This window comes from Geopsychrobacter electrodiphilus DSM 16401 (assembly GCF_000384395.1).
GTDB classification, from domain to species: Bacteria; Desulfobacterota; Desulfuromonadia; order Desulfuromonadales; family Geopsychrobacteraceae; genus Geopsychrobacter; species Geopsychrobacter electrodiphilus.
The window spans coordinates 2,105,289-2,125,772 of sequence record NZ_ARWE01000001.1; the positions used below are offsets into that span (position 1 = coordinate 2,105,289).

Below are 20,484 nucleotides of genomic sequence, written 5' to 3' on the forward strand. Positions count from 1 at the left end.
AATAAATGCCATTTTTTTTATCCAATTATTCCGGGTAGTTAGGGATTACATTTTGCTTTCAACATCTTCTGTAAACCTTTTCGACATCGCTGGAATGGATATGGAGTCAAGCTTGCAAAGTTTCAAACTCAACCAACCGCCTCCTCCAAGCCGCCATGTCCGCTTGGAACTCACTATCAGTTTTTGCTCTTTCCCGTAAACGCCCGATGGCCGAACTTAGGGTGCTTACATCTAGCAGGTTGTTGAAAAACAAATGGGCTAAACCCTTGATTTTGCTAGAATCAGAGGGTTAATTTTGTTATAATTTTGCGCATAACTATCAGATATTGCAGGAGAAACCGTTATGCGCGGCGAAGACCAAAACCAGCAAGCCATGTTCAGTTATGTCTCCCCGGAAGCACGGGTTCCCAAAGATCACCCTCTGCGTCCAATCCGGATCATGGTCGATAACGCATTGAATGATCTGGCCCCCTTGTTTCGGGAGATGTATTCGCATACCGGTCGGCCATCGATTCCGCCGGAGCAACTCTTACGGGCCTCTTTGCTGCAAGTGCTCTACTCCATCCGCAGCGAGCGAATGTTGGTCGAGCAACTGGATTACAACCTGCTGTTTCGTTGGTTCGTCGGACTGTCCATGGATGACAAGGTCTGGAATCATTCCACCTTCTCCAAAAACCGGGAGCGCCTGATGCAATTCGAGGTGGCGACAGCGTTCTTCCAGGCGACCAAGGGACTTGCCGAGCGGGCTGGACTGATGTCGAAGGATCACTTTACTGTGGATGGGACCCTCATCGAAGCCTGGGCCTCGATGAAAAGTTTTCGGCCCAAGGATGATCAGGACCAAGACCCACCAGCGGCGGGTGGCCGTAACCCCGATGTTGATTTTAAAGGGCAGAAACGCAAAAACGACACCCATCAGTCCACAACCGACCCGGATGCTCGGCTCCTCAAAAAGGGCAAAGGCAAGGAAGCGAAGCTCTGCTACATGGGGCACGCCCTTATGGAGAACCGCAACGGCTTGGTGGTCGACAGTCGTCTGACCCTGGCTAACGGCACCGCTGAATGGGATGCCGCTCTGGAAATGGTCGAAAACCTGCCGGGAACCAACCAGATCACGGTAGGCGGAGACAAAGGCTACGATGTCCCGGCTTTTGTCGATGGCCTGCGAGAGTTTTTGGCAACGCCTCATGTGGCTCAGAAAGATAAGGGAACAGCTATCGATGGACGAACCACTCGCCATGAAGGCTACCGGGTCAGCCAGAGAATCCGTAAGCGAGTCGAAGAGATCTTCGGTTGGCTCAAAACCATAGGATATTTGCGTAAGACGCGCCATCGAGGTCTTGATCTGGTTGGCTGGATGTTTGAATTTGCCATGACCGCTTACAATTTGATCCGAATGCGAAATCTGATCTGGGCAACATAGCCAGAAAAGGCGAAAACCGTCGAATAATGGCAGAAAACGAAGCCATCTGACTTCAAAACAAGGACATTCAGCCAGGAATTAACGAAACACAGATTGTCAAAGATCAAAAAAAGCTTTCGGGAGAGAAGAGGAAAAATCCCGGCTAGTTTTTCAACGGCCTGCTAGTGCTAACCACTGACCAAACGCGGACAAAGTCGCAGCACTCCCCTCGCTCACCACCCTGGCAGCCCGCGCACGCATCCGTGATATCTGTCGATTTTGGCCAAGTAGGCGCAGTTCTGCAATATCACACCGAAAATAGTCGGTCACCAGTTTAAGCGTGATCAAAAGCTCTGGTTGGCGTAGCAGTATCTCAGCGGCGCGGTGCAAAACCTCGTTCAAAAAGAAAAGGTCTTCAACCAAAATACACGCATCATTACACCCTGTTCCGTGGAATTCCTTCCGGTGTTCCATCCCCTTCTGGCCCCATACAATATCGGCATAATGCCTGCGGTCTGACTTTATTTTTGGCGAAAATTGTGAAAGTACGGGATCGCAAATACAGCCGAGGGATTACTCACCCCGACAACGACAAACCGAAATTCAAAAAGCCCCGACATTAATGCCGAGGCTTTTTGAATTTCATTTTGAAATAGAAAATGTGTTAACTTTTCCGACGGCTCCAGGCTAGGCCTATCAGACCAGCACCAAGAAGTAAAAGCGTTGACGGTTCAGGGACAATACTGACTTCATTCCAAGTACTAAGATGAGAAATCCCGGGCTGATTTGAGCCACCATTAACGAGATGTCGCGTACTCCAATCGCCAGAATCTGCACCACCATTGATCCAGTATAAAGCAAATTCATTGGATCCCTTAACGGTATAAAATTCAATTGGTGCAGCAGTAGCCCATGTCCCGGACCGATTATCACTAGCATAAGATATGGTCATATTGCCATTGATGTTATCCGCTGCATCAACTTTTGAGTAAAATGTGAAATCAACGTCACGCACCAAAGCTCTCGTCGTGAACCAATTTTCTGCAGCGCTTTTCATATCAGAAAGTGCCATTGTTGCTTCTGTATCATTAGCGCTAAAGAAACCGCCATTATTTTTTAGATTGCCCAAAACCGTGAACATATATTCACCAGAATAAAGGTCAGTACCACCGTAATCCCATTGGTAAAAAGTTAGGGCACTCGCAGTAGAAGCACTAACAACAATACAAATATAAGCAATAAGAACTATTCTGATTTTTTTCATGGGAGCACCTAATCAGTAAGAGAGGGTTAACTTCGATATTCAAGAGAGCAATATCTATTCCACACCAATAAATTCCCAATATTAAAGGAAAATTTAAACATCAATAACCACTAAGTAAAAAAAATCGACATTTTGTCTTTCACACCAAAGAGGTGTCTCCTCCATAGAAACCATGCCCCTTTTTAACCTCGGCTCTTACCGTCTAATCGATATGCCGACCTACGATGAATAATATGATTCAAAACTCCAACAACCCAATTCGCCAGAGCGCCCCTGCCGTCTGGTTAATCTGCCTGTAAATGTGATTAATGAAGATATTAACAAAAGAAAAAGGGCCTAGCAGTTAAGCTAGGCCCTTGATCTTCTTATGGTACCCGGGACGAGAATCGAACTCGTACAGACTTACGTCCGAGGGATTTTAAGTCCCTTGCGTCTACCAGTTCCGCCACCCGGGCGTGGGGTCATATCTTAGTGATTCTACGAAATCTGTCAACCTTGAAAGAACTCTATTGCTGGCGAATCCGTTAAATATTTATATTTCAAGCAGAGACGGTAATAAAGCTCAAGGCCCTGTAGATGTTTTGGAGATAAAGAATAATCGATGGTCTGCCAATAATTAACAAGAAATGGTAGCTCTTCTGGTGATGCTCCATGTTTAAGGGCAAGGCCAGCAAGGTCTCCCAGTGCCTTCCCTATGGATTCACCCAGCAATCTTTGCAGATCAAGTACCTCGCTCTTTAGACGCTGGACGCTCTGACGACGTAGGATCCACAATGCGAACACAAAGGGTAAACCTGTGTAATAAAGCCAGAGCTCTCCCAGATCAAAGCAATGCATACCCTCAGGCAGGTTCATCGCCTGAACCATTGCACGATCACCGATCAACAATCCCGGTTTCTTTTCTGCAATGAGAGACTCGACCGCGGTGGTGGGAACAAAATCATCCACACGCCTTATGCCTACGTATTCGCGCAACAGAATCCTCAATAAATTAATAGAGGTCGCTGAATCCCCGGTTACCGCAATTTTGTAGTTCTGAAGTTTATCCAGGGGACAGGGGCTAAACAGCAGAACACTCTTAACCGGGCCACAGGCTGATATAGAGTGTCCAGGGAGCAGGACATAATCATGATAATTCTGCCCATACTCAAACGAGGATGAGGGGCTGATATCAATCTCTCCAATTTGCAGCATATGGTTCAGTGCCGTGGGGACACCGGTGATGATTGATCCGGAAAATCCAAGTTCCGCGAGATAATGGAAAAAAGGGACACAATTTAAATATGGGATGTATCCTACCCGTAACCCCCGGCAGTACTGCATTTTCAACCCTGACTCCTTTTTCAGTTATCCTCGCTCAACCGGGCACTACACTAAACATAACAGGCGGAGGAGACCCCGCCTGTAGTTTATGAATAGTTATTTTTTCAATATCCCTGAATTGTTCCTATAACTGGCCTCAACGCATGATACAAAATGTTCAAATTTTGGTGCGCTCAAGGAAGTTGGTATCAAAATCTACATCACAAAATTGTTTATTATTCATCAGTTTTTGATGAAAGGGGATTGTGGTCTTAATTCCTTCGATAATGTATTCGTCTAACGCAACTTTCATACGATTGATGGCATCCTCACGGGTATCTGCATGAACGATCAATTTCCCGATCATGGAGTCATAGTGCGGCAGGACCGTATACTGGTCATACATGGCACTTTCAACCCGCACGCCCATTCCGCCAGGCGTATGGTAACCAGTGATTTTTCCGGGAAACGGGGTAAATTTTTCAGGATCTTCCGCATTAATCCGGCACTCAATAGCGTGACCGGTAATTTTGATATCAGACTGTTTGTAACGCAGTTCCAAGCCTGCTGCTGAACGAATCTGTTCCTTGATGATATCAACTCCGGTCACCATCTCGGTCACAGGGTGCTCGACCTGAACGCGGGTATTCATTTCCATAAAGTAGAAACTGCCATCCGTATCAAGCAGGTACTCAATGGTCCCGACACTGGAATAGTTAACCGCTTTCGCAGCAGCCACGGCACAGGCCCCCATCCTCTCCCGGAGTTCAGGGGTCATGACCGGGCAGGGAGATTCTTCAACCAGCTTCTGGTGACGACGCTGGATAGAACAGTCACGTTCACCAAGGTGTATAACATTGCCATGCTTATCCGCCAGAATTTGGATTTCGACGTGACGGGGATGCTCACAAAATTTTTCTATGTAAACATCTGCCTTACCGAAACCGGCCTGCGCCTCCGTTCGCGCGGTAGCGAGGGCATTGGGCAGGGACGCCGGAGAGTGCACAATTTTCATGCCCCTGCCGCCACCTCCCGCAGAAGCCTTGATGATGACAGGATAGCCGATTTCGGCAGCAATCCTGATGGCCTCATCGGTGGTCTCGACACTCTCGTTGGTTCCTGGCAAAATTGGAACCCCCGCCGCGGTCACCGTCTGACGCGCACTGATTTTATCACCCATCTTACGCATATTGTCAGCGGTCGGCCCAATGAACGTCAATCCGCACTGTTCACAAATTTCTGCAAACTCGGCATTTTCTGACAAAAACCCATAACCTGGATGAATCGCATCAGCGTCAGCCAACTCGGCCGCGCTGATGATGGCTCTCATGTTGAGATAACTTTTAGCGCTAGCCGCCGGACCGATACAAATTGACTCATCGGCCAAACTGACGTGCAAAGCCTCTGAATCGACATCAGAATGAACAGCAACCGTTTTAATTCCAAGTTCTTTACAGGCTCGAATGATGCGAACCGCAATTTCACCACGATTAGCAATCAAAATTTTATGAAACATTATTTTTCTCCCGACTGTGACAATCCAGCCTTGTGGTGCAGTAGCGTCATTACAATATGACGATAATTCGCTCAGAGACGTTCAACCAGGAACAAAGCTTCACCATACTCAACGGGAGTAGCATCATCTTTGAGAATTTCGATGATACGACATTTAAATTCAGCTTCAATTTCGTTAAACAATTTCATTGCCTCAACCAGACATAAAGTTTGTCCCACTTCAACGACATCTCCGGCTTTAACAAATTTGGCAGCATCTGGTGCGGGCTTTTGGTACATGGTTCCAACAATAGGTGAAAGGATAGTCTCATATCTCTCATCGACAGTGGCTACAGCTGGACCAGCGGCCATAGCTGGGGCAGATGCCGCCGCAGCAGGCGCAGTTATGATATTCTGCGGTGCGGCATAAGATGTAGCCATCTGAACATACTCCTTCTCTGGGCCCCGCTTGATTACAATTTTTTCATCCTTTGTCTCCATGCGGAATTCTGAGATATCGGTGTCAGTCATCATTTTTATAAGTAATTTCAGATCTTTAATTTCCATTTTATACTCCTTGCATATTGCGAAACCGACAAAAAGCCGGAAATGCCCTAACTAGGTCAGAGCTCGAAATTTTTTTGGGATGCTCGTCAGAGCTCGATATCCATCTTCGGTTATCAAGATAGTATCTTCAACCCTGACCCCTCCGCGTCCAGGCATGTATATACCCGGTTCTATAGTGATGACCATTCCGGGTTGCAATTTATCCAGACCTTTGTTTGAAACCGTCGGGTATTCATGAATATCAAGCCCAACCCCGTGGCCAAGACCATGCCCAAAATAACCGCCAAAACCAACAGCCTCAATATGACGTCGCGCGACTGCGTCCAGATCGGCCAAAACAACTCCAGGCTTTGCCTCCCCCATCGCAAGATCATGAGCCTCAAGAACAACATCAAAAATGTGTCGCAGATCTTTATCAACCTGTCCTAAACCGACAGTGACAGTCTCATCTGAGTGATATCCACCGACCCGGGTTCCAAAATCAATGGTGACCATATCACCAATCTCTAGCACACGGTCAGTAGCTACACCATGCGGCATTGCCCCTCGAGGACCTGATGCAACAATAAATTCGAATGCTCTATCTTCGCCGCCGAGTCGGCGGAGGGAAAATTCGAGCTCTTGCGCTATGTGCAACTCGGTTATTCCGGGCCTGATCAACGACTCAATTTCAGAAAAGGCAACCGCGTTCAAATCAGCTGCCCGCTGTAACAGATTAACTTCACTATCAGACTTAACCCCTCTCAAGGGTCTGAGTTGCTCAGCAACCGGAACCCATTCGAGTTGGCTGGAACGCTGCGTTAAGTCATTGAGTCGAGAGACGCTGACGCTATCAGCTTCAAACCCTACTTTATGATACCCAGCACCAAGAAGCAGGTCGATAAGACCGTCGATTTTATTTTGATAACAGGATTGCCCTGAAGCAATGACTTCATTACTGGCCTGTTCCTGATAACGTGAATCGGTCAAAAACCAATCCCCTGAAGGATGATAAACATAAAGACCATCTGTGCCACTAAATCCACAGCAATAACGTATATTTTTTAAATCAAAAAAAACAAGTGCATCCAAAGCGCATTCAGTAACAACCCTCTTACAAAAAGTGGAACTCGCTGCTGTCATTTATGCGCCAGAAAAGATATGAGAGCATCCAGGGCGAGGGCATAACCTTTGGGACCAAATCCACAGATCTGCCCCAAAGAAACACCCGCGATATAGGAAGTATGACGAAAAGCTTCTCGCGCGTGTATGTTTGAAAGATGAACTTCGACTGTTGGAATTGATACTCCGGCAATTGCATCGCGTAATGCGATGCTACTATGAGTCAACCCACCGGGGTTAAAGATGATTCCTGAAACCTCATCCCGTTGAGCTTGTTGAATTTGATCAATCAATTCGCCTTCATGATTAGATTGAAATGCGGACAGAGAAGCGGAATGAAGAGAGGCTTCATGGGTTAATTCAGCAACAATATCATCCAGGGTTTGATATCCATAAGTTTCGGGTTCACGCGTTCCCAAAAGATTAAGATTGGGGCCATTCAACAATAACAATTTCATCTTAAACCAAAGCCTGATTAAGAGCAGGGGCGTCACGTAAAACGATATAACGGCCTTTGCCCAGGTTCCCTTCACGGCGTATGGTGAGCGCCACAAAATACTCATCAGTCAAGGCGTGAATGATGACATAAAAACGTCCTGTCTTTATGGTGACTTCCTGAAGAGTTCCAGTTCCAAGTATTTCGGCGGTATGATGGATTTCTTTTACGACATTGGAATATTCAATCGCTACGAGTTGAAGGTCAACATCTCCAACGTCCAAAAAAAATTGATCAATTGCGATTCCATCGTAACCCATCAAAACAATGCCTACACCACCGGGTGTATCTTTGACCATTTTCTCTAGTAATTTTCTAAACATCCCCTCGCCTTTCTTGAATAGAAAACAGCAGTCTATTTAACTTAGCCAGAACAGAGGCGCCAACATCCTCGTTGTTGAATGAAGTGAACTTATCGAGGTTGCTCATCTCCTCTACTGGGGAAGGTAAATCCGTGGATAAAATATCCTCGAAACCTTGCTGTTCGGGCGAAACATTTATTGGAACGGAAGGACTTGGGCTGGTAAGCGAAGTTGCTATTTCAATATCACGAATACAACGACGATATTCAAGATTATCCGGGTCACGAACCAAAAGATTACGATAGATTTCGAGGGCTTTGGAGGTTAAACCTTGTTTTCGATAAAGATCTGCCAATGTGGCAGATTCAAAAGGTTCGGATGTTATCGGAGAGGATGGTTCCACGTTTAATTCGGCTGGAGATACCGAAGTTTTTGGATCTGGTTCAGATTCAGGCAAACCGAGCAGCAGTTTATTTATAACCGAATCGGCTGGAGAAATTTCTCTTGCTCTCAACAAAAGGGCGCGTGCTTCAGCCCGGCGCTCTTGAAGCAGACAGACGCGTGAGAAACCAACCAGCGCCGCGAGGTTATCAGAGTCTAAACTTAAAGCCTTGGTAAAAGAGAGCTCTGACCCTTTCAGGTCATCCTGTTGACATTTGATACGTGCCAGAACGACATGACCAGGACAATAATCAGGAAGTTCATTTATCCCCTGAGTCGCAACGGCATCTGCATCTTCGAGCATACCCATTTTACGGTAGGCTTCACTCAAGGAAACAAAGATGGTTGAACGAGGATCAGAGGCGAGAATCTCGGTATAAGCAGCAATTTTCCCCAACAGGGAGTTTTGTTGTCTTTCAGCCATGCATCAAGCCTCCAATTCGGGGAGCGCAGTGCGGAAAATATCTTCCACATTCGAGACCGGAACAAGTTTAGCCCGACCAATTCCCAAATTCAGAACCATAGTCAAGTTTCCTGCACGGACTTTTTTATCGCGACTCATTGCTTCAACATATTGCTTCAGATCAAAAATCGGTACCTTAATCGGAAGATTAAATCTGCGAAGCAGTTCCTCTATCCTTCGGGTGGCCCCCCCGTCTGACAAACCCAGGTTTTGGGAAATTTTACTAGCGACGATCATGCCACAAGCTACAGCTTCACCATGTCTCCATTCACCATATCCACAAAGTGCCTCAATGGCGTGTCCGAAGGTATGTCCATAATTCAGAAGAGCTCTGATCGAGCCCTCACGCTCGTCAATTTCTACAATATCCGCCTTTATTTGGCAAGATCTCTTTACCGCATGAAGCAACGCTTCAGAGTCTAGTCGAAGTAATTTATCAACATTATTTTCCAACCATGCAAAAAAGTTCGCATCATAAATGACTCCGTATTTTATAATTTCAGCGATACCTGCCCTGATCTCTCGCGGGTCGAGCGTTTGAAGCGTCATGATGTCGATCAAAACCAGTTTTGGCTGGTAAAAAGCACCTATTAAATTTTTCCCCAGACGATGATTAACACCTGTCTTCCCCCCGACGGAACTATCCACCTGAGAAAGAATCGTCGTAGGGACCTGAACAAAAGGGATTCCTCTTAAAAAAGACGCTGCGGCATAACCAGCCATATCACCGACGACACCACCACCAAGTGCAAGGATTCCACAACCACGGTCAAATCCACCTTCGATCAATTGATCATAAATTGATTCTAGAGTGGAAAGACTTTTAAATTGCTCTCCATCAGGGACAACTATAAAATGACATTCATATCCGGAAGTGACAAGAGAGGCCTTGATTTGATTCCCATATAAAGGGAAGACACGATCATTCGTAATAATGGCCAGCTTAGAGGGGAATTTTTTAGATTTAAGTTCTTCTCCAACTTGTGAAAGAATATTCTCACCAAAATGAATAGAGTAACTCCTTTCAAGAAGACCTACCTGAATCAAATCATGAATATCTGACATCTCTAAATTCTCTTAATATTTAAATTAAAAAAGGGCAGGATCACCCTGCCCTTTTTTGCCCTTATCAAGTTCTATGTATCAATTATTATCTAAAATATGTGGAGTAATAAAAATCATAAGCTCAGCCTTCGTATCAGTAACCTTGGTGGATTTAAATAAATGCCCAAGCCAGGGGATATGCATTAAAAATGGCGTTCCGTTTTCGGACTCTGATTTATTATTAATAAATATCCCACCAATAACAGTTGTTTCGCCATCCATAACTAAAACCTTAGTTTGTGCCTTTTTGGTGTCAATACTCGGAGCAGAGGCTCCCGCAGTAATGGAAGGAGAATCGTTTGTAGCAAGAATCTCAAGTATGACACTATTATCAGGGTTGATTACAGGTTTCACAGTCAACTTTAATTCTGCGGCAATAAATTCTGTTTTGGGGCCATCGGCGCCAGATGTCTGGTACGGGATTGTCGTCCCCTGGGAAATTGTTGCTTCCTCACCGTTCAAAGTTGTTACTCTCGGAGTGGAAACAACCTTAGCGTTACCATTGGACTCAAGTGCTGAAATTCTCAGGTCAAGGACGGTCTGGTCAATGCCAATTCGACCGAAGGTCATGCCAGCCCCTAGCCCAGCCTCAGTAGAGGCCAGCCCCCCAACAGGCAGGCCTACCGTAAAATCACCGCCGACACCCAATTGACCTTTACCATAATACTGGGAACCATCAGCTTTATCGGCATAACGATCTACCCCCCAATTCACCCCAAGATCCCGACTGTAATTGGAGTTAACCTCTACAATACGTGCTTCAATCATAACTTGTCGTTCAGGTGTATCCAGAATTTTAATTAACTCTCGAATCTTGTTAATTCGCGCAGGAACGTCATTAACAATCAGCAACTTATTCCGGGAATCTTCGGTAATACTGCCTCTATCACTCAACAGCTTTTTCGCTGGCCCAGAAACAGCTCCAAGTGTGGCGTAACTTACCGTTATAACCTCAGTGACGGTTGGCTCAAGCTTCTCTTGAGACTTGACAGCTGTCAATTCAGCCTCTTTCATACTCCTGATAGCATCTTTTGGCATGACACGAACAACGTTACCTTCTTGAATCATCCCAAGGTTAGTAATATCAAGCACCAGAGCAAGTGCCTGGTCCCAGGGCACGTCAGTCAGGCGCAAGGTCACCTCACCCTTTATTTGATCGGACGCTATAATATTCAGGTTACTCACCTCAGCGATTAGTTGCAGAACATTGCGCACGCTGATGTTATCAAAAACGAGGGAAATTTTTTCCCCTTTGAATTCTTTATCAGTGCCTTTTTCAGGGACTACCTTCTCTATAGGCGAAGCGGAAGTTAACTGACCGGGTTTCGCCGCATCATCTTCCTTAACTACTAATGGGGCCGACTTGGAACCTGATGGTTCTGAGTTTTCAGCCACAACGGCAGATTCGACTGCAGTCCCTTTGGTCTTAGGTCGCACTGTTTTATCAACCGGGACTGGAACAATTTCCCCATCAACGGGCTTAGCTTCAGCAAATCGGCCATCAGTAACTTTAAGGACGACACCATCCTTCAGAGCCACCAACTCATAAGGGGCATTTCCCTTAAGCTGAACAACAAAGCGTATATCAGAGGACTTACCATTATCGATAAGATAGGGAGTTATTGACTGCACCGCAGTAGGAAATGCCATCGAGGTATAAACGCGTCGGAGTGACCTGGAGATAGCAGTATTTTTAAGCCCAAATTTAAGGATGCTTCCCTCTTTAACAATGGGGTCAATGTTAACCGGCCCGTCTACGCTGATGTGATATTCTGAGACACCTTTACTTGCAGTAAACTTAATCGAAGATACTGAGGATTCTTCAGGCACGGTCGATAGAGATTGTACAGCAGGGGCCGCGGGCTGTGACCAGGAGACATCAACAGTATTTTCGACTCTATTGACTGAAAATTTAGGTAATTGAACATCAGATGATGAGTCAAAAACAAAACGCAGCTTGTCAGCATAGGGGCCTATTCGTAGCTTGGAAAAGCCGCCGGTCAAGGAGTAATCCCTTTTGCTTTCAGCAGGGGTAACACCAAAAATATCCAACACAAGACGCTTGGGGTTATCAAGGGTGAAATACCTGAGCCGTTCTATCCCTGCAGAGGCCGATATGGCGACTTGATTCCCCTGTTGATGGATCGTGACCTGGCTACCGGCCACATTGGTCGTAGCCACATTGGTCGTAGCCAGTTTGTCGGCAGCCAGTTTGTCGGCGGCCAGTTTGTCGGCGGCCAGTTTGTCGGCGGCCAGTTTGTCGGCGGCCAGTTTGTCGGCGGCCAGTTTGTCGGCGGCCAGTTTGTCGGCAGCCAGTTTGTCAGCAGCCAGTTTGTCGGCAGCCAGCTTGTCGGCAGCCAGTTTGTCGGCAGCCAGTTTGTCGGCAGCCAGTTTGTCAGCAGCCAGTTTGTCAGCAGCCAGTTTGTCAGCGGCCAGTTTGTCAGCAGCCAGTTTGTCGGCAGCCAGTTTGTCAGCAGCCAGTTTTTCAGCAGCCAGTTTGTCAGCGGCCAGTTTGTCAGCAGATTGTTTGTCGGCGGCGACCTTGGGCGATTTAGTTGTGGGAAATGTTAGTGCCATCTCGTTATCAGAAAAATTAACTTTATAATCAACCGAAGAGTCTAAGAGAACTTCGACTCTGACCAAAGAACCTAAAGATAAATCAAAGGTCGACAACCGAATCTCCTGGATTCCACCCTGACCAACGAGTATCGGCGACTTCAAATCACCGAGCGTCATCCGGGGAAAATCGACAACTATCCTGACGGGATCTATGGAATCATAAACGGTATATCGATACCCAACAGGTTGAGACGATACGATATTAACAATCGCCTGGCCACCTACCACCTTAGCAGACACACTTTTCAGGCTGTTGGGTGTGCTTTCAGCAAAACCGCTGGGCACAACTATAAGCATCAACAATAAAATCCAGATCAACCTACGTAACAATCTCATAACGGTAATCCCCTAGCGCCAATTCGTGCTGGTTGCATATTTAATTGTTTTTTTTCTCAGGAATAGTCAAAAACTGTCGACCCTTTATAGGTTTACCAGTCAAATCGATAGTAGATTCTTCAACAATGATTTCCGATTTATTAATATCAATGATAACACCATTGTTTTTTCCAATTTTAAGACCAGGCTTCAGAATGTAGTTCTTGCCATCTGGAGCACTAACCATGGCCCGGGGTGCTCCTTTACCAACTAAGATCGCCTGTATTCTGAATTGGCCCAGATCAAATTTTTCCAGAGGAGTCCTGGGGACACTCGCTTCCCTGGCGTCCGCTTCTTTCTTCAGCAAAGACTCAAAGGGATCACGTTGACCTATCGGACTATAAACAAAGTCATTCGTTGAATCCTCTTTAACGACCTTTTCAGCAGGAGCAGAAGCTCGCGCTGAAGATACCTTCTGAGGCGCCGGCTGCTTAGTGACAGGAGCTGGGTCCTCTCCACAACCCCATAAGGTCAGAAGTAGACAAAAAATAAATATTTTCGCAACCATCTTCAAGAGGCCCTCATTCATGAATTTCATCCAGACTACTGTGTTTTTACACCACTCGGGGAATCAATAAATCGGAAAGTTGTCGTTCGACAATCGACATTCAGGATAGTACGACCGGCAACAACCGACGGCTGCCCCATTCTTAACTGATCAATATTTACAATGCGTGGCAATCGGCCCACAGCATCAAAAAACAGTGCAATATCGTGATAGGATCCGCGCAATTTTAAACTGACTGGCACCTCAGCATAAAACCCTTTGGCAACTTCAGCCTCTGGTCTAAACTCGAGAACATCGAGGCCCTGAGCTTTTGCCAAATCTCCGATATTTCGCAGTAATTTAAAAATCTCCTTTTTATCTGGCAACTCTGATAGCGCCTCATCCAACTGAGCTTGCAGGCGTTCATATTCTTCACGAAATTTGGGGAGATTTGCGGCAATGCGTTGTTTTTCAGCAAGAGTAGAGTGAACGGATTCCAGGCGTTGATCAAGAGCAGTTATTTGCTCTAATTGGCCCTGGTAGAGGAGGAAGTAAAAGCCCACAACCACAAGCATCATCAATATGACGAGGGTAATTACACGCTGATAAACTGGTCGCCTCAGAAAGCCTTCTAGACGTGGATCCATATTTTAATCCTACCCTCTCAGACTATTTAACAGGCTTAATCGCCCGACAAGTCAAAGTGAATTTTTGGAGTTTAACCTGGTTCATCACAAGTTGAGAGATACCGTTAAGTTCAACCTGCGTATAATATGCCGAGGCACCAAGCCTCTCCATAAAGCTGGCGACGACATTTTCATCTGCAGCAATACCATCAATTTTAACCGAATCTCCGGCGACTGAATAATCAGTCAGCCAGAGTTTATCAGGCAGAGCCTTATTCAACTCATCCAACAAATGAACCGGACCTGAACGACTATCCTTTAAAACCTGCAATATTTCGAGTTTTTTGGTTAAATCCGTTTGAAGCTTTTTATAGCGAGAGACTTCGCCGATCTGTTTTTTTAATTGATTAATTTCGGATTCCACGGACGATATTTCATTTGTCCTGGCCTCTATTTTTGTCATCATTCTAAAGTACACAGCACCGCAGACAATAGAAACGCCAATGAGGCTAAGCATCAGGATAGATACTTGTGATCTGAGTTTTTCTTTTTTCTGGGCGGCCCGGACTGGGAGTAGATTTATTTTAATCATTTGTCACCAACCCTTCTCATCGCAAGGCCGGTCGCAACTGACAACATAGGGCCTATCGCCTCCAGGTATTCAAGATCAAAATCTTTTTCGCTGATAGAAATATTCCTGAAAGGGTTAATCACTTCTGTCTTGGTTCCCAGTTTTCGCTCAAGAGCCTCGCAGACCTGACGAGAGTTGGAAACCCCTCCAGTTAAATATATTTTGGCAATCTTATCGTCGCTCGATGTCGCGGAGAAAAAGTCGAAGGACCGCTGAACCTCCTGAACAAGGTTTTCAACTGCATCCGCCAGGACTTCGTCAATAGCTTCTGGATCAACATCATCGATGTTTCGAATTCCCATTTTTGCCAGCTCGGCCTGGTCGCTGCTGATGCCGAGTCGCTTCTGCAATTCCTCCCGGATCAAATTGCCACCAGCCTGAATATCGCGGGTAAAAAGAGAGATGTCACCTTTAAGGATATTGACACTGATTGCACTCGCCCCCATATCAACCAGGGCAACGACCTCATCCTCGACAAAACCGTAGTTAACGTCAAAAGTATTTTCGGTCGCAAAGCAATCAATATCCATAACTACAGGTTCGAGACCCGCCTCAGTAAATACTGCCACGAAATCGTCGACATAATCCTTTTTTGCGGCGACAAGCATAACATTCATCTGGGATGGGTCTTTGGCATCCGCCCCCAGAATTTGAAAATCGATATTCACCTCAGAGAGATCAAAAGGAATATATTGCTCCGCTTCCCACTGGATACTCGCTTCTAGTTCATCCTCGGTCATGAGGGAAAGCATAATCTTTCGGATAATTACCGAATGACCTGAGACCGAAGTTGAAATCTTCTTGCCTTTAACATTCATCCCGACAATGAGATTACTAATGGCTTGAACAATCGCCGCAGAATCCATGATGGTGTTATCCACGATGGTTTCTGGAGCGAGGGGCAAAATACCAACATTTACAAGTTGATAGTTCCCACGGGATTCCTTGAGCCTGACGAGCTTCACCGAGCTCGACCCGACATCGATCCCTATCAGATCTTTTTTTGATGAAAACAGCATTTTATCCCATCCAGTAGGAAAAAGGGTTCATGCAACGCACATCATTCCCCTTCGGGGAAGACCTTAGACTTTTCAGAAAGGTTAAGGCCAAGGGCCAAAATTATCTTTCGCATCGTATCAACGCGGCAATCACTGCCCTGCTCAATCCGCGAAATGGTCAAAGGAGAAACCCCCGCCTTACGGGCCAATTCTGCCTTACTCATCAGCAGCGCTTCACGCATCTGTAAAACCTTATTCAATGCCATCGTCTCACCCTATAATAGTATCAACTTACATCATGATGCGTCATTATAGGTCAAAGATAGCAAGAGTCAAGAAGAAATCATTATGATCGTCTTAACATCACCCTGCGAAAAAGATACGAACTACCTTAAAAAGTTAAGGTACCAAGAGATCAGCCGGGGACCCCACAGTAAGACTATGATCGCCGACACAGCCAGAAAAGGACCAAAAGGCAATGCTAGTCGAGTGTTTTCACGCCGGATAAGCATCAAAGGAAGCCCGACAAATGTTCCACAAAGAGAAGCAATAAAAATTAACGGGAATATCGCTTTCCAGCCGAGGAATGCTCCAAGCATAGCCAAAAGTTTGATATCGCCCCCGCCCATCCCTTCCCGCTTGGTTAAAAATTGATAAACCCAGGCAATCGAGAGCAAAAGGCCACCACCAAGCGCTATCCCCAGCAGAGAATCAAACCAGGTCACCCAAGGGACAGCGAACGTGCAAGCAAAACCAATAACAATGCCAGGCAGACTGATAACGTCGGGGATAATCTGATGGTCCAGATCAATAAAAGTGATCACGACAAGGCTCGCTACAAAAATCCAGTAAACGATCGTCGCCGGACTCAGACCAAAATAATAAAGCACCAGGACAAACAGGCCACCCGTCAAGCCTTCAATTATTGGATAACGCAATGAAATTTTCTGCCCGCACCCAGCGCACTTTCCTACGAGAAACAGGTAGCTGAAAATCGGGATATTTTGAAACCAGCGGATCCGATGCCCACAATGAGGGCAAGAGGATGGCGGCGAAACAATGGATTTCCCTGCAGGAATTCGATAGATGCACACGTTGAGGAAGGAACCGACAACAGCACCCAGGACAAAAGCGGAACCCAATAAAAAATAATATTCAAATGGCATCAAAAACGACTCTCTTCAATTTCAAGCCCAAAAGTTTCTTCGCAGCAGAAAAAACCTCTTCAACAGAAATGTCCTGAATGCACTTTGCCCCAATCGGGCAGGGAGGCGTCGTGCCGAACCTGGTGCATGGTGAACAAGGCAACGCATGATTAATGACCGTATGCGATTCACCTACTGGAGCCCACTTATCAGCAATTCCTGGGCCAAAAAGTGAAACCGTCGAAACGCCAAGACCTGCTCCGAGATGCAAAACACCAGAATCCCCGCTGACCAAAAGCTGTGACCGGCTTAAAACGCCAGCCGTCTCTGGCAAATTCGTTTTACCCGCAAGATTTAAACCAGAGGTGTCAGCTAAAATAGCTGCGCCAACTGCGTAATCCTCTTGTCCACCGACTACAACGACGGAAACTCCCACGTCAAATAACCGAATTGCCAGTTGATGAAACTTCTCAGCGCCCCAGCACCGTTCAGGAATACTCGCACCAGGGAACAACACCACAAATGGTTTATTCAGTGTGTTCTCAAGAAAATTATCCGCAGATTGTTGAACGCTGGCAGGGACAGCAAGAAAGGGGTAGGAAATAGGCATAGGTACGTCAATGTTCAGCGGTGTCAGCAGGTCAAAAAAGCTGCGCATTTCATAGCTTTCATGACGGTAACCTATCGAATGGGTAAACAAACGTTTCCGCTCATTTGTCCCAAACCCGATCTTAATCGGCGAACGGATTGTACGGGCAACCAGCGCAGAAAGACGATGCCATTGTTCGCTGTCAATAGCCACATCATAACGTCGCCGCAAGACAAGCAATAAATCGCGCGCATTGTCATAGCAAAAGACTCGATCGACGCCTGGACATAAGGCAAAAACCCTATGGTTCCGGTTTTCAGCAAGCACCTCAACGCGACAATCGGGGTAAGCCTTTTTCAGTGCCAAAATCATCGGAATCAGCAACACGGCATCGCCGATGCCGCCGGGACGGATGAGCAGGAAGCTGGAAGGAGTCTGTGTAATTGTGGCGACCTGTGCCGGGCGGGGCAGCAAACGGGCAAGTAAGGGGCCGACGAGACCATCTATTTTTTTTAGATACAGCATAGCGATGAGTTCTGATAGCGAATAATAGTTCTTAACTTGAAAAACTTCTAGCGCTCTTCTCAAAAAAAATAGCGAGAAAAATAAAGAAGATACCATCGTCCAAAAAACATAAGCTCATGTAAGATTAGATCTATTACCAATAGAAAATTTTCTAACGAGAGACTACTTAAACTTGCCTCGCCTCTATAAAGATTTAAAAGAATTGACCACTTGAATAATTCTTTCTTGTTAATATTTAAATATTTTTTCTTCTTAGATAAATTGCTTAATCTAATATCTTTTTCTCGCTGTGAAAGGGTATCAACCATTACTTCTGCCATATTTTTTCTTACTTTTAGCACTTCTGAGATGCGAATAGATTTCCCAATTTCAGGGCATAGGCCGCCACCGACTCGATAAGCCAATAAAGGTTTATCAATGTAGTGAATACTATCTTCTACGATTGCCCTGAACCCAAGCACTAGGTCTTCGTAGGCCATTTTGTAATCAATATTTCCATATTTTTCAAAAAGTTCTTTACTCCATGCGGCACTAGCCCCTAGATAAATGCTATCAGAAGTGCAAGCTTCGGCCAAAGAAAGCTGTCGGCGCAATTTCACGTTTGGAGCTTCGGTACCTAATCGGCTACCATGTTTATCAATTTCATAGGCCTTCGAGTGAATCAAGAGAGGTTTCCCAAATGAGATAAAATTTTTAACGATTTCACTTGTTCTATTAGGGAACGAGATATCATCCCCGGCAGACGCAATGATTAGATCACCCGTGGAAATGTTAAATAATTTATTTACATGGGCAATCAAGCCAAGATTTTTTTTATTTCTATTTACCCGCACGTGGTGTTTGCCACGGTAAGCAGCAACTTCATGTTTGATAATTGAAAATGTTGAGTCAGTCGATGCATCATCCGAAATGATTATTTCAAGGGGCGAGTATGTCTGCCGTAAAGCACCTTGAATTGAATCATGAATAAATTTTTCCTGGTTATATGCAAAAATTACAAAGGTAACCAACGGTGAAGTTTTCATCGAGAAGTTCAATATGAAGGTTTGATGTTGGGTATGTATATAGTTGTATTCATGCGCAGCATAATTTCGATAGACCTTCTTTTATTTTATAGATGCTAAAGGTGTAAAACTTCAAGGATATAACTCTCTTTTTCTTCATACCAGAATTATATACAATATATCACTACTGTCCGGTTAACAGTTGAATAAATTCAGCTGGTTATCATCTTGAGGGTCCGATATTTGTTTGAGAGCGTCCGCAACCAACGATGAAATGGGCTTTTTCTCGAACAAATTGACCTCCAGAATTTGTAAGAAAGTGTAGAGCTGACAAGGTAGATCGAGCTTCTTCTTGGCAATTACAACCAGCAGATAGATGCTCGAGGCAACCCAGACCTGACTCTTCACCGCATTGATTGATGTTCCGTAAAACGACTTGATTCGTAAGTGCTGTTTGACCCATTTGAAAAACAGTTCCACTTGCCATCGCTGTTTGTAGATCTCAGCAACGGTGTGTGCTGGAAGCGTGAAATTGTTGGTCAAAAACACCAGCCGCTTACCGCGTTCTTTGTCAACATAACTGACCCGACGTAATTTCTCCGGGTAATCGTTTTTTGATTTGTAGGTCACCAGGGCCACGGTTTGATCCGCTCTGATACCAGCGTCTTTGTCTTTTGGTGCAGAATACAATCGCTTAAAGCGCAAGTTGTCTTTTGCTCTGACGACAAAGAATGCACCCTGCTGGTGAAGCGTATGTAGTCGGGCAAAATCAATGTAAGCCCGATCCATGGTGTAGATGGCATCTTCGGTTACGGGCAAAGCATCGAGCATTCTGACATCATGAACCTTGCCGGTCGTGACCGTCACGTAAGTGGGGATAGTTCCCCGAAGGTCAATCAGCGTATGCATTTTTACTGCTGCCTTTGTTCTTCGGAACTCGGCCCACGGGAACAGCGTCAGGCACAGATCAATCGTTGTTGAGTCAAAGGCATACAGTGGTTGATCGAGTTCAAGAGCAAAAGGCTCGTCATGATAAAGCTCTTGGGCCATCCGAATCAGAACTTGGCCGAAATCCTGAAAGATGTGCCAATCTCTGCGTTCGTTGGCATCTGCCAGAGTGGAGCGTGAGACGAAACCTCGAAAACCAACGTGGTAAAGTTTCTCTTGGTGCGAGTTCAAGCAGGTTTCGATGTCGCGCAGACTCTCACGACCAGACATCTGGGCATAGGCAAGGCACAGAAACTGGTCGAAGGTGGAAAAGCTTCTGGCTCTGTAGTCACCGCGATAACGACGAACGCACAGATTGAAATCATGCTGTGGTAGAAACTGCAGCAGTTGTCGGAAAACGGTATGACCGGAATTCATAGAAACCCTCCTGCGAAAGCGGAAAGGTATCAACCCACGTTAACGGGGCGAATTCAAATCGAAAACGGAACAATCATGTCAAAGAGCTATTATTCTCAACAACTTACATCGTTGCGTTATTTTTTAACCGGACACTAGTGACAATATATTAAAAAATATAATTTTATATAAAAAACCTGCAATT

At 45.6% G+C, this 20,484-nt stretch carries 22 protein-coding genes, 1 tRNA gene and 1 pseudogene; 2 read left to right on the forward strand and 22 right to left on the reverse strand.

The window, feature by feature from the left end; translation table 11 throughout:
* Positions 1-343: 343 nt before the first annotated feature.
* Positions 344-1,423 carry an IS5 family transposase gene (locus tag D888_RS0109955; RefSeq protein WP_020676404.1) on the forward strand — a complete coding sequence of 360 codons (1,080 nt, stop codon included), beginning with the start codon at positions 344-346 and terminating at the stop codon, positions 1,421-1,423.
* A 150-nt stretch (positions 1,424-1,573) separates the two neighbouring features.
* Here D888_RS0109955 and D888_RS0109960 read toward each other — a convergent pair whose 3' ends face one another.
* From D888_RS0109960 to D888_RS23115, 12 genes are all read right to left on the reverse strand, one after another.
* A complete protein-coding gene (locus tag D888_RS0109960; RefSeq protein ID WP_020676405.1) occupies positions 1,574-1,876 on the reverse strand; it encodes a hypothetical protein in 303 nt (100 codons plus the stop codon).
* Between the two features lie 190 nt (positions 1,877-2,066).
* Positions 2,067-2,666, reverse strand: a complete 600-nt coding sequence (locus D888_RS0109965; protein WP_020676406.1) for a PEP-CTERM sorting domain-containing protein — start codon at positions 2,664-2,666, stop codon at positions 2,067-2,069.
* Between the two features lie 368 nt (positions 2,667-3,034).
* Positions 3,035-3,121 (reverse strand) — tRNA-Leu (locus D888_RS0109970).
* Positions 3,122-3,155: 34 nt separating this feature from the next.
* The gene (locus D888_RS21310; protein ID WP_245555042.1) at positions 3,156-3,989 is read right to left on the reverse strand and encodes a menaquinone biosynthetic enzyme MqnA/MqnD family protein; all 834 of its coding nucleotides are present in this window, start codon (positions 3,987-3,989) and stop codon (positions 3,156-3,158) included.
* A 157-nt stretch (positions 3,990-4,146) separates the two neighbouring features.
* Positions 4,147-5,484, reverse strand: a complete 1,338-nt coding sequence (accC, locus tag D888_RS0109980) for an acetyl-CoA carboxylase biotin carboxylase subunit (RefSeq protein ID WP_020676408.1) — start codon at positions 5,482-5,484, stop codon at positions 4,147-4,149.
* Between the two features lie 71 nt (positions 5,485-5,555).
* Entirely contained in the window at positions 5,556-6,029 is a 474-nt protein-coding gene (accB, locus tag D888_RS0109985) for an acetyl-CoA carboxylase biotin carboxyl carrier protein (protein ID WP_020676409.1), read from the reverse strand.
* A gap of 51 nt (positions 6,030-6,080) precedes the next feature.
* Entirely contained in the window at positions 6,081-7,151 is a 1,071-nt protein-coding gene (locus D888_RS21315; RefSeq protein WP_083928834.1) for a M24 family metallopeptidase, read from the reverse strand.
* Positions 7,148-7,588, reverse strand: coding sequence for a type II 3-dehydroquinate dehydratase (gene aroQ / locus D888_RS0109995; protein ID WP_020676411.1), 441 nt, complete (start codon positions 7,586-7,588; stop codon positions 7,148-7,150). The genes D888_RS21315 and aroQ overlap by 4 nt, the downstream gene beginning before the upstream one ends.
* A 1-nt stretch (position 7,589) precedes the next feature.
* Complete coding sequence (locus D888_RS0110000) at positions 7,590-7,949, reverse strand: roadblock/LC7 domain-containing protein (protein ID WP_020676412.1); 360 nt, start codon at positions 7,947-7,949, stop codon at positions 7,590-7,592.
* The gene (locus D888_RS0110005; protein ID WP_020676413.1) at positions 7,942-8,793 is read right to left on the reverse strand and encodes a tetratricopeptide repeat protein; all 852 of its coding nucleotides are present in this window, start codon (positions 8,791-8,793) and stop codon (positions 7,942-7,944) included. Before D888_RS0110005 ends, D888_RS0110000 begins: the two co-directional genes overlap by 8 nt.
* 3 nt (positions 8,794-8,796) lie before the next feature.
* On the reverse strand, positions 8,797-9,897 hold the full coding sequence (gene aroB / locus D888_RS0110010) for a 3-dehydroquinate synthase (protein WP_020676414.1): 1,101 nt from the start codon (positions 9,895-9,897) through the stop codon (positions 8,797-8,799).
* Positions 9,898-9,975: 78 nt separating this feature from the next.
* Positions 9,976-12,117: a type IV pilus secretin PilQ gene (locus tag D888_RS23115; RefSeq protein WP_425402582.1), complete on the reverse strand. Its 2,142-nt coding sequence runs from the start codon at positions 12,115-12,117 to the stop codon at positions 9,976-9,978.
* Between D888_RS23115 and D888_RS24975 the strand changes: the two genes are divergently transcribed.
* Positions 12,083-12,541 (forward strand): pentapeptide repeat-containing protein, encoded by a 459-nt coding sequence (locus D888_RS24975; RefSeq protein ID WP_425402583.1) that lies wholly within the window; start codon positions 12,083-12,085, stop codon positions 12,539-12,541. The two genes, D888_RS23115 and D888_RS24975, sit on opposite strands and share 35 nt — an antisense overlap.
* On the opposite strand, the pseudogene D888_RS24980 reads toward D888_RS24975, so the two are convergent.
* From D888_RS24980 to D888_RS0110060, 10 genes and pseudogenes are all read right to left on the reverse strand, one after another.
* Positions 12,529-12,891: pseudogene (locus tag D888_RS24980) on the reverse strand (AMIN domain-containing protein); the annotation flags it as partial. The gene D888_RS24975 and the pseudogene D888_RS24980 overlap by 13 nt on opposite strands.
* A 40-nt stretch (positions 12,892-12,931) precedes the next feature.
* Positions 12,932-13,459: a pilus assembly protein PilP gene (locus D888_RS0110020; RefSeq protein ID WP_020676416.1), complete on the reverse strand. Its 528-nt coding sequence runs from the start codon at positions 13,457-13,459 to the stop codon at positions 12,932-12,934.
* 14 nt (positions 13,460-13,473) lie between these two features.
* A complete protein-coding gene (locus D888_RS0110025) occupies positions 13,474-14,064 on the reverse strand; it encodes a type IV pilus inner membrane component PilO (RefSeq protein WP_020676417.1) in 591 nt (196 codons plus the stop codon).
* Positions 14,065-14,086: 22 nt separating this feature from the next.
* Positions 14,087-14,635: a PilN domain-containing protein gene (locus D888_RS0110030; protein ID WP_020676418.1), complete on the reverse strand. Its 549-nt coding sequence runs from the start codon at positions 14,633-14,635 to the stop codon at positions 14,087-14,089.
* Positions 14,632-15,693: a type IV pilus biogenesis protein PilM gene (gene pilM / locus D888_RS0110035; protein ID WP_020676419.1), complete on the reverse strand. Its 1,062-nt coding sequence runs from the start codon at positions 15,691-15,693 to the stop codon at positions 14,632-14,634. The genes D888_RS0110030 and pilM overlap by 4 nt, the downstream gene beginning before the upstream one ends.
* A 41-nt stretch (positions 15,694-15,734) precedes the next feature.
* Positions 15,735-15,938 (reverse strand): helix-turn-helix transcriptional regulator, encoded by a 204-nt coding sequence (locus tag D888_RS0110040; RefSeq protein WP_020676420.1) that lies wholly within the window; start codon positions 15,936-15,938, stop codon positions 15,735-15,737.
* A 120-nt stretch (positions 15,939-16,058) separates the two neighbouring features.
* Positions 16,059-16,838: a prepilin peptidase gene (locus tag D888_RS0110045; RefSeq protein WP_020676421.1), complete on the reverse strand. Its 780-nt coding sequence runs from the start codon at positions 16,836-16,838 to the stop codon at positions 16,059-16,061.
* Complete coding sequence (locus D888_RS0110050; protein ID WP_245555007.1) at positions 16,828-18,027, reverse strand: glycosyltransferase family 9 protein; 1,200 nt, start codon at positions 18,025-18,027, stop codon at positions 16,828-16,830. Before D888_RS0110050 ends, D888_RS0110045 begins: the two co-directional genes overlap by 11 nt.
* On the reverse strand, positions 17,991-18,956 hold the full coding sequence (locus D888_RS0110055; RefSeq protein ID WP_020676423.1) for a glycosyltransferase: 966 nt from the start codon (positions 18,954-18,956) through the stop codon (positions 17,991-17,993). Before D888_RS0110055 ends, D888_RS0110050 begins: the two co-directional genes overlap by 37 nt.
* Before the next feature lie 174 nt (positions 18,957-19,130).
* Positions 19,131-20,300, reverse strand: a complete 1,170-nt coding sequence (locus D888_RS0110060) for an IS4 family transposase (protein WP_020676424.1) — start codon at positions 20,298-20,300, stop codon at positions 19,131-19,133.
* Positions 20,301-20,484: the final 184 nt, after the last annotated feature.

Coding starts and splice junctions, on each gene's coding strand:
- pilM (WP_020676419.1), bottom strand. CDS start 15,693: ATGCTGTTTTCATCAAAAAAAGATCTGATAGGGATCGATGTCGGGTCG.
- D888_RS21310 (WP_245555042.1), bottom strand. CDS start 3,989: ATGCAGTACTGCCGGGGGTTACGGGTAGGATACATCCCATATTTAAAT.
- D888_RS0110060 (WP_020676424.1), bottom strand. CDS start 20,300: ATGAATTCCGGTCATACCGTTTTCCGACAACTGCTGCAGTTTCTACCA.
- D888_RS0110025 (WP_020676417.1), bottom strand. CDS start 14,064: ATGGATCCACGTCTAGAAGGCTTTCTGAGGCGACCAGTTTATCAGCGT.
- accC (WP_020676408.1), bottom strand. CDS start 5,484: ATGTTTCATAAAATTTTGATTGCTAATCGTGGTGAAATTGCGGTTCGC.
- D888_RS0110000 (WP_020676412.1), bottom strand. CDS start 7,949: ATGTTTAGAAAATTACTAGAGAAAATGGTCAAAGATACACCCGGTGGT.
- D888_RS0110040 (WP_020676420.1), bottom strand. CDS start 15,938: ATGGCATTGAATAAGGTTTTACAGATGCGTGAAGCGCTGCTGATGAGT.
- D888_RS0109955 (WP_020676404.1), top strand. CDS start 344: ATGCGCGGCGAAGACCAAAACCAGCAAGCCATGTTCAGTTATGTCTCC.
- D888_RS0110020 (WP_020676416.1), bottom strand. CDS start 13,459: ATGAATGAGGGCCTCTTGAAGATGGTTGCGAAAATATTTATTTTTTGT.
- D888_RS0110045 (WP_020676421.1), bottom strand. CDS start 16,838: ATGCCATTTGAATATTATTTTTTATTGGGTTCCGCTTTTGTCCTGGGT.
- D888_RS0110030 (WP_020676418.1), bottom strand. CDS start 14,635: ATGATTAAAATAAATCTACTCCCAGTCCGGGCCGCCCAGAAAAAAGAA.
- D888_RS0109960 (WP_020676405.1), bottom strand. CDS start 1,876: ATGGAACACCGGAAGGAATTCCACGGAACAGGGTGTAATGATGCGTGT.
- D888_RS0110055 (WP_020676423.1), bottom strand. CDS start 18,956: ATGAAAACTTCACCGTTGGTTACCTTTGTAATTTTTGCATATAACCAG.
- aroB (WP_020676414.1), bottom strand. CDS start 9,897: ATGTCAGATATTCATGATTTGATTCAGGTAGGTCTTCTTGAAAGGAGT.
- aroQ (WP_020676411.1), bottom strand. CDS start 7,588: ATGAAATTGTTATTGTTGAATGGCCCCAATCTTAATCTTTTGGGAACG.
- D888_RS0109965 (WP_020676406.1), bottom strand. CDS start 2,666: ATGAAAAAAATCAGAATAGTTCTTATTGCTTATATTTGTATTGTTGTT.
- D888_RS21315 (WP_083928834.1), bottom strand. CDS start 7,151: ATGACAGCAGCGAGTTCCACTTTTTGTAAGAGGGTTGTTACTGAATGC.
- D888_RS0110005 (WP_020676413.1), bottom strand. CDS start 8,793: ATGGCTGAAAGACAACAAAACTCCCTGTTGGGGAAAATTGCTGCTTAT.
- accB (WP_020676409.1), bottom strand. CDS start 6,029: ATGGAAATTAAAGATCTGAAATTACTTATAAAAATGATGACTGACACC.
- D888_RS0110050 (WP_245555007.1), bottom strand. CDS start 18,027: ATGGTATCTTCTTTATTTTTCTCGCTATTTTTTTTGAGAAGAGCGCTA.